The following is an 8650-nucleotide window of genomic DNA, read 5'->3' as shown; positions in this document are numbered from 1 at the left end:
GCCCCGGCGTGCTGCCGGGGCCGCACTGCGGTGGTCGGTCGCAGGTCGTCAGCCGCGCAGGGCGGCCAGCCAGGCTTCGACCTCGGTGGAGGCGCGGGGGAGGTCGGCGGAGAGGTTCTCGTTGCCGTCCTCGGTGACCAGGATGTCGTCCTCGATCCGGACGCCGATGCCCCGGTACTCCTCCGGGACGGTCAGGTCGTTCTGCTGGAAGTAGAGGCCCGGTTCGACGGTGAGCACCATGCCCGGCAGCAGCGTGCCGTCGACGTGCTCCTCGGTGCGGGAGTGGGCGCAGTCGTGGACGTCGAGGCCGAGCATGTGGCCCGTCCCGGCGAGGGTGAAGCGGCGGTGCAGGCCCAGCTCGTACACCTTGTCGGCGGTGAGGTCGCCGAACAGGCCCCAGGCGGTGAGGTGTTCGGCGAGTTCGCGCTGGGCGGCGCGGTGGAAGTCGCGGAAGTCCGCGCCCGGCTTCACGGCGGCGATGCCGGCCTCCTGGGCGGCGTGCACCGCGTCGTAGACCTTGCGCTGGATGTCGGTGAAGCGGCCGGAGACCGGCAGGGTGCGGGTCACGTCGGCGGTGTAGAGCTCGTCGGTCTCCACGCCCGCGTCGAGCAGCAGCAGGTCGCCGGGGCGGGCCTGGCCGTTGTTGCGCACCCAGTGCAGGGTGGTGGCGTGCGGGCCGGCGGCGGCGATGGTGCTGTAGCCGACGTCGTTGCCCTCCAGGCGGGCGCGGACGAAGAAGGTGCCCTCGATCAGGCGTTCCGGCGTCGCGGCGTCCGTGCCCAGGACGCGCACCACGTCCTCGAAGCCGCGGGCCGTTGCCTGGCAGGCGTGGCGCAGCTGGGCGATCTCGAACTCGTCCTTGACCAGCCGCAGGCCGGAGAGGAAGACCTCGAACTCGGCGTCCCGCTCGGGGTTCGCGCGCCCGCCGACGGCTGCCTCGACCCCGGCGTCGTGCCGGCGCAGCACCCGGGCCGGGGCGGTGGTGGCGGCCAGGTCGGCGCGTGCGGTGCGGACGTCCCGGCAGGGCAGGCCGAACAGCTTCTCGCTCTCGGTGAGGCTGTTGCGGCGGCCGTCCCACAGTTCGCCGTGGCCGTCGAGCCAGAACTCGCCGTTCTCGATGTCGGAGCGGTTGCGCAGGTAGAGCACGGCGTGGTGGCCGCTGGCGCCGGTGGGCTCCAGGACCAGGACGGCGTCCTGGGACTGGTCGCCGGTCAGGTAGACGTAGTCGGAGGAGGGGCGGAACGGGTAGTCGGTGTCGTTGGCCCGCACCTTGGGGTTGCCGGACGGGACCACCAGCAGTTCACCGGGGAAGGCGGCGGACAGCGCGGCCCGGCGGCGCTCGGTGTGGGCGGCCTGGGGGATCGCTTCGAGGGCGTGGCGCTCGGTGTCGGCCCAGCCGCGCTTCATGCTCTCGGCGAGTTCCTCGGTCACCCCGCGCGTGAGGCCGTTCTTGCGGTACTTGATGGTCTCGGTGGCTTCGGTGGCGTCAGTGGGCTCGGTCACAGCGGACTCTCCAGAGGGGGCGGGGAGATGCGGCGCCTCGTCGCGCCGACCTGCCTGGCACATGGGTACGTAACAAGCGTTGTGTACCGTATATCGAACGGCGTCCGAAGAGAAGGGGCCGGTACCGAATCCGGTAACCGGCCACGGCCGTTCGCACACATCGCCTACCATCCCGGCGGGGGGAGGGACCGGTGTGCGGGAGCACGCCCGGGCCGCTCGCCCCTGCGGCGGCCCGGACCCGGTGCCGACCGCTCCGACGACCGGGAGTTGACTCGGTGACACTCACAAGACGCACCGGCCGGGGCCTGACGGCCGCGGCGGTGCTGGTCGGACTGGCCGTGGCACCGGCGGGCTTCGCCTCTGTACCCGCCGCCGCCCTCACCTCCGTACCCGCCTCCGTGCCCGCCGCCGCACCCGCTGCCGTACCTGCCGCCGCACCCGCCGCGGCGCCTCCGGTGCCGGTGAACCTCACGGCCGCGGGCCCGTTCGCCGACTCGTTCCGGCAGAGCCCGGCGCTCAACACCGCGCCGCTGCGCGGGTTGAACGTCGGCCTGGACCAGCGCCAGCAGGGCAGCGCCCGGACGGTCTCCTGGACGAGGACCTCCGGCCGCTGGGACACCTCGGTGGCGCCGGACTCCTCGTACGTCCAGGTCAGCACCCCGGACCAGCCGAACCGGCTGGTGTTCACCACCGGGATCTCGGCGGTCATGCTGGGCGCTCCGGTGATCGCGGACACCGACGGGACGTACACCGTCTCCACGGTGGTGGATCCGGTGGTGGGGGACACCTCCAGCGGTGACTGGGCCTCGCTGGTGCTCGGCCGCAGCCACCGTGCCAACGGGTACGTCACCAGCGGCGACGTGGACCTGGGGCTGACGGTCACCTCGGCCGGGAAGCTGGCGCTGTTCCACGGCGGCGGAGGCGAAACCCCCTTCTGGCAGGGCTCGGTGGCCCCGGCCGACCGGTACGCGGTCTCGGTGAAGGTGTCGACCGGGGCGGACAAGGCGGTGACCCTGACGGTCAACGGCACCGCGTTCACCGTCACCGGCCCCGGGTCGGTCAACCGCTGGCCGAGCAGCGCGTTCCTCTACCTGGGGGCGTACCTGTCCGGCCCGGGCGAGCTGACGACCTTCGGCGACGGCAACGGCACGGGAGTGAACGTCAGCCGGATCGACGCCGCCGCGACGGCCGGGGCGAAGCCCTTCGTGGACACCTTCGACGGCGCTCCGGCGGGCGGCGACGACGGGCTGAACGACGACCTGAGCGCCCGCCAGCCGACCCTGGTCTCGGCCAACTACACGGCGGTGTCCGGCACCAAGGGCCTGGCCGCGACGCCCCCGGCGGGCTCGGTGCGGGTCAACAGTCCCGCCGCGCCCGACGCGCTGTCCTTCCCCCAGGGCACCGCCGCCGTCCGGTTGAACAAGCCCGCCACCGCGGACCTGTCCGGCTCCTACACGGTGCACGCCCGGTTGACCCCGGCCGTCGGCCGCACCAGCGGCACGGACGCCGCGACCCTGCTGGTCAGCAACGCCTCCGGCGCCACCGGCGCGGTGGACACCGACGACGTCGCCCTCGGCCTCAGGCTCCAGGCCGACGGCGCGCTCACGCTCTACCAGGGCGGTACGCCGCTGCCGTTGCTGAGCGCCGCCGTCCCGGCCGGCTCCGGCACCCACGACGTCGCGCTCACTCTCGCGGGCGGCGCCGCCCGGCAGGCCGTCGTCACCGTGGACGGCACCACCGTCTTCGCCGGTCAGACCCCGGCCGCCCTGCCCCGGGACGGCTACCTCCACCTCGGCGCGCAGCGCAGCACCCCCGGCACCGTCACCACGGCCGACGACCTGCGGGTCAGCATGCTCGGCGGGCTGGACTACTACGGCTACTTCGACGTCATGGACCCGGACCAGTACAACAACAGCGTCGACCACAGCGCCGAGCTGTTCCCCTGGACCACCATGAACAACTTCATCGGCCAGGACCTCACCGATCCGCGCTACGCCGGCTTCCTGGACTACTGCCGCCCCGCCTCCTGCGTCATCGACGTCAGCAAGCAGGTCGCGGTGCCCTCGACCTGGCCGGTGAGCAAGCCAAACCCGGACGCCCCGGCGGCGCTGGCCGGGCTGGCCGCCCGGATCGGCGCCAACCTGGACAAGCTCTCGGCGATCTACACCCTGGACGAGCCGTACTACCACGGCTTCGACGCCGGCCAGGTGCAGACCCAGGTCAACCAGGTCCGGGACGCCTTCCCCGGCAAGATGCTGGCGTACACCACGGACCCGTTCCACCTGACCTCGCCGGTGCCGAGCGGCGTCGACCTGGTCGGCTTCGACGACTACTGCCCCGGCCGCGGCACCCTGGAACAGGAACTGGCCACTCTGCAGGGCGCCCTGGCCTCGCCCGACCAGCACCTGGTGATGTTCCCGGAGTCGTTCAGCCAGAGCCTGGGGGCCTGCGGGCCGTTCTCGGACGCCCAGATCGCGGCCAACAACGCCGACTACCGCGCCATCGCCGCCCAGCACCCCCGGGTGGTCTACCTCCAGAACTTCCGCTGGCTCAACTCCCAGCAGGGCACCGCACAGCCGCTCACCACCCAGCGCCAGCGCGCCATCGGCACGGCGGTGATCAACGCCACGCCGACCCCGGCCGCCTCCGGCGTCGGCATCTACCGGCCCGGCGACCGCAGCGTCAGCGAGAACAGCCACAACGACGTCTTCCTCGGCGGCTCCGGCACCTCGGCGCTGTTCACCGACGCGGACGACGTCCCGCTGACCGGCCACTGGAACGGCCCCGGCACCGACACCATCGGCGTCTACCACCGGGCGACGTCCACCTTCGTCCTGTCCAAGGCGGACGGCAGCACCAGCACGTACCGGTACGGCAACACCGGCGACCTCCCGGTGGTCGGCGACTGGAGCGGCACCGGCCGCACCACCATCGGCGTCTACCGGCCCGGCGACCAGACCTTCTACCTCAGTGACGACAACGCGAACCCCACCTACTCGCTCAAGTTCGGCAACCCCGGGTGGACCCCGCTGGTCGGCAACTGGAGCGGCAGCGGCCGCACCACCATCGGCGCCTACGATCCCACCACCCGGACGTTCTACCTGCGTGACACCAACACGCCGGGCGGGCAGGCCGACCACACCTTCCAGTACGGCAACACCGGCGACATCCCGATCAAGGGCGACTGGGACGGAACCGGCACCGACACCGTCGGCGTCTACCGGCCCGGTGACCGCAGCTTCTACGGTTCGTCCAAGGAGGGCACCCTGACCGTCTACGGCACCCGCTTCGGCAACTGGGGCGACCAGCCGCTGGTCGGCAACTGGGGCTGAGCGTTTGTAGGCTGAACGGCGGGCCCGGCCGGACCACCACCGGCCGGGCCCGTACGGAGCAGCGCGACGAGGGAAGGGTGCCGGTGTGAGTGGAAGGGCCGGAGGGTACTGGGCGTTCGGCTGCGCGGAGTGCTACGGGGAGGACCCGGAGGCGGTCTGGGCGCGCCAGCGGGAGGGCTTCGCGTACGAGGCGGCCGTGGTGGCCGACCCGCACTTCTCGGTGTCCATCCGCCGCTGCCTGTCCTGCGCGCAGCGGTTCGGCTGGATCCGCACCGAGTTCACCGACTGGTCGGGCGGTGACGACGCCTCCTACCTGACGGTCGTACCGCTCACCGGCCAGGAGTCCACCGCCCTGGCCGTCGGCACCCTGGCCCCGCTCGACCTCGGCCCGCTCGGCGAGGGCCGCCGCCACCTGCACCACGACCGGCCGAGCAGCGGCCCGGCGCGACTGCACTGGGCCACCGGGGCGTTCCCGGTCGAGGAAGGCCACTGAGCGGAGGCCGGCGAGCGGAGGCTGCTGAGAGCGGGCCGCCGAGGCGCTGAACACCACTGAGGCGTCAGGGCGGGGATTCCCTGACGCCTCCGGTGCGGCCCGGTGCCGGGCTCAATGATCACGAGGGGCGGTAGACGGACTGCCAACGTCCGCCCGGGGGCCGCGGGGGCGGGGTGTTGACCGGCTGTCTACCGGGTGCTGCGAACGTGCGGGCGCTTGAGTCCAGCAGTCCCACGTGAGCGAGGAGCAGGAAGTGTTACGAAGCATGGTGGCCCGCCGGGCCCGTGCCGCGGTTGCCGGTGCGGTGGTCCTGGCGGGGGTGTCCGGGCTGTTCGCCGTGGCGGCGGGGGATCCCGTACGGCACGGCTCGCCGGCCGCACCGCCGTCGGCCTGCGGGGGGTCGGCGGACGTGCAGTGCCTGGCGAACAAGGTCGCCTGGAACGGGACGGGGTTGATCATCTGGCAGAGGTGACCTGTTCGACGGCTGTGATGGACCCGTCGGCGGTGGCCAGCGCCGTCAGCAGCGACCGGGCGTCGGCGGACTCCGGGGCGCCCAGGCCGCTGAGCAGTCGGTGCGCCTGCGCCGCGTGAGTGCGGGCGGTGCGGTGGTCGCCGCGGGCGGCCACCGCATGGGCCAACACCAGGTGGGCGAGAGCGCGTTCGCGCTGTCGCCCACCTCGCGTTGCGAGCCGCAGGGCCCGGGTCGCCTCGTCGACGGCCTCCTCGACCCGCCCGAGCAGGCGCAGTACCTCGGCCAGCCGGCTCCGGGCCGCCGACTCGCGGTCCTGGTCCCCGGCGTGGCCCGCGCGGTCCACGCAGGTGCGTAACTGATCGGCGGAGTCGTCGAGTTGGCCCAGCTCCTGGTGGGCCAGGCCGAGGACGTAGTGCACGTAGGCGGTCATCGCCGCGTCGGCGCCGCCCGGTTCGGACAGCAGTCGGCGGCAGGTGTCCGCGGCCTCCTCGGCGTGGCCGCTGCGGACCCGGGACAGCGCGGCGTTCGCGGTGCTCGCCACCGCGCCGGAACGGTGGCCGAGGCGGTGGGCGAGGGCCGCCGCCGCGTCGAAGGCGGTGATCGCCTCCTCGTGCCGCGCCTGGGCCTGGGCGATCAGGCCCAGGTCGTTGAGGGCCTGCCGGAGCACGGCCGGGTCGTCCGCCTCCCGGCAGGCCCGGGCGGCCTCGCGGGCCTGCTCGGCGGCCTCGTCGAGGCGGGCCCGGCCGAGCAGGACGGTGCCGAGCAGGAACCGGGCGCGGCCCTCGGCGGCGCGGTCGCGGCCGTCCTCGGAGGTGGCGACGAGGAGGCGGGCCGCCTCCTCCGCCCGCCCGGCGAAGGCGCCCAGGCCCAGCGGGCTCAGGGCCACCAGCAGGTCGACGGCGGAGCGCACCGCGGTGGCATCCGGGGCGCCCGAGGCGACGGCGGCGGCCAGTGCGACGGCACCGGGGGTCTCCGCCCGGGCCCAGCGGCGGGCGTCCGGCAGGTCCGTGAAGACCGGGCGGGGAGCCGGTTCGCCGAAGACGTCGGCGACCGGGTCGCCGGGGACGGCGAGGGCGAAGGCCGTCCGGGCGCGGGTGAGCAGCAGGGCCAGCAGGCGGTGGTGGGCGGTGGTGCGTTCGGCCTCGTCGAGGCGCAGGGACGTCCGGCGGGCGAAGGCCCGTACCAGGTCGTGGAAGCGGTAGCGGCCGGGGCCGACCGACTCCAGCAGGGCCTGGTCGACCAGCGCCTCGGCGAGGTGCTCCGCCTCGTACTCGGGCAGGTCGAGGACGGCGGCGGCCGAGGCCAGGGCGATGTCCGGCTCCACCCAGGCGAATCGGCGGAAGGCGGTGGCCAGGGGCGGGGGGAGGAGACGGTAGCTGAGCGCGAAGACCTGCTCGGCGAGTCCCTCCCGGTCCTCGGCCAGGCGTCGGAGGAGGTCGGCGATCGGCTGGTCCGGGGAGGCGGCGAGCCGGGCTGCGGCGATCCGCAGGGCCAGCGGGAGGCGGCCGCAGGCCTCGACCAGGTGCTCGGCGTCGGAGTGCTGGGCGGACCGCCGGGCGGCGCCGATGACCGAGTCGAGGAGGCCGATCGCTTCCTGGGGGCTGAACACGTCCAAGGCGATCCGCAGGACGGACGGGATGCCGGGCAGCGCGGTGCGGCTGGTGACGAGGACAGCGCAGTCGGAGGAGCCGGGGAGGAGGGGTTGGAGCTGGGCGTCGTCCCGGGCGTTGTCGAGGAGGATGAGCAGCCGCTTGCCGGTGGTGACGGTGCGGAAGAGCGCGGAGCGGCCGGGGAGGTCCTGGGGCACGGCGGACGGGCGGATGCCCAGAGTGGTCAGGAAGTCGGCGAGGACGTCGGAGGCACTGGCGGGGACGAGGTCGGCACCCCGCAGGTCGGCGTGGAGACGGCCGTCGGGGAAGTCCGGGCGCAGGGCATGGGCGGCGCGTACGGCGAGGGCGGTCTTGCCGACGCCGGCCATGCCGGTGACGGTCACCAGGCGCAGGCCGGTGGCGGTGGTGGTGGTGCTGGTGGTGGTGCGGTCGGTCAGGGCGCGGGCGATGGCGGCGACGTGGGTTCGTCGGCCCGTGAAGTGGGCCGGATCGTTGGGGAGTTGATCCGGGTCCAACAACTGGCGGAGGGCGGTGACGTCCGGCCCGGGCTCGATCCCGAGGTGTTCGGCCAGGCGGGAGTGAAGGGAGGCGTAGACGGTCCGTGCCTCGGCGGTGCGGCCGCTGCGGTGGAGGCTGCGGATGAGGAGGGCCTGGAGGCGTTCACGGAAGGGGTGTTCGGCGGCGAGCGCTTCCAACTCCGGGAGGTGATCGGGGGAGTGGTCGAGCGCGAAACACTCCTCCTGGAGCGTGAGGCGCAGCTCGGCGAGGCGCTGGCGTTCGCGTTCCATGAGGGGGCCGGGCAGGTCGGCGAGCGGCTCGCCGCGCCAGAGCGAGAGAGCGTCGGAGAGGTGTTCCCGGGCCCGGTGCGGGTGGCTCCCGGCGAGTTCGTGGAGCTGCCTGACGCGCCAGAGGTCGATGCGGTCCGGATCGACCGCGATCCGGTAGCCGCCGGACTGGGAGAGCAGGAGGGAAGGCTTCTCGCGTACGGGCTCAAGGAGCTTGCGCAGCTGGGAGATGTAGGAGCGGAGGGCGACGACGGGAGATCCCGGTGGTTCGTCGCCCCATAAGTCGTCGACCAGTTGGTCGGTCGCGATGACGGCGTTCGGCCGCAGGAGGAGCGACACCAGCACCGCCCGCTGCCGAGGCGCCCCCAGCTCGATGGCCATCCCGGCGCGCTGCACCCGCAGCGCGCCGAGTAAGGCGAAGCCGACCGGTTGCAATGTGCTTCCTATGCTCGGCG

At 73.6% G+C, this 8650-nt stretch carries 5 protein-coding genes; 3 read left to right on the top strand and 2 right to left on the bottom strand.

Going from position 1 to position 8650, the window contains the following annotated elements:
* Positions 1–48: 48 nt before the first annotated feature.
* The gene (locus ACFXOZ_RS19905; RefSeq protein ID WP_380591740.1) at positions 49–1566 is read right to left on the bottom strand and encodes an aminopeptidase P family protein; all 1518 of its coding nucleotides are present in this window, start codon (positions 1564–1566) and stop codon (positions 49–51) included.
* Positions 1567–1778: 212 nt separating this feature from the next.
* Between ACFXOZ_RS19905 and ACFXOZ_RS19900 the strand changes: the two genes are divergently transcribed.
* From ACFXOZ_RS19900 to ACFXOZ_RS19890, 3 genes are all read left to right on the top strand, one after another.
* Positions 1779–4835, top strand: a complete 3057-nt coding sequence (locus tag ACFXOZ_RS19900; RefSeq protein ID WP_380591738.1) for a hypothetical protein — start codon at positions 1779–1781, stop codon at positions 4833–4835.
* A gap of 85 nt (positions 4836–4920) precedes the next feature.
* The gene (locus ACFXOZ_RS19895) at positions 4921–5328 is read left to right on the top strand and encodes a hypothetical protein (RefSeq protein ID WP_375886400.1); all 408 of its coding nucleotides are present in this window, start codon (positions 4921–4923) and stop codon (positions 5326–5328) included.
* Positions 5329–5581: 253 nt separating this feature from the next.
* Positions 5582–5800: a hypothetical protein gene (locus ACFXOZ_RS19890; protein WP_380529883.1), complete on the top strand. Its 219-nt coding sequence runs from the start codon at positions 5582–5584 to the stop codon at positions 5798–5800.
* Here ACFXOZ_RS19890 and ACFXOZ_RS19885 read toward each other — a convergent pair.
* Positions 5784–8630, bottom strand: coding sequence for a BTAD domain-containing putative transcriptional regulator (locus tag ACFXOZ_RS19885; protein WP_380591736.1), 2847 nt, complete (start codon positions 8628–8630; stop codon positions 5784–5786). The genes ACFXOZ_RS19890 and ACFXOZ_RS19885 overlap by 17 nt on opposite strands.
* Positions 8631–8650 lie beyond the last annotated feature (20 nt).

It is taken from the genome of Kitasatospora sp. NPDC059160, assembly GCF_042755465.1.
In the GTDB taxonomy this organism is placed as follows: Bacteria; Actinomycetota; Actinomycetes; order Streptomycetales; family Streptomycetaceae; genus Kitasatospora.
This window is presented reverse-complemented; position numbering and strand designations above follow the sequence as displayed.

What these genes read in the sequence shown, in the direction of transcription:
- ACFXOZ_RS19905 (WP_380591740.1), bottom strand. Translation starts at nt 1,566, where the DNA reads ATGTGCCAGGCAGGTCGGCGCGACGAGGCGCCGCATCTCCCCGCCCCC.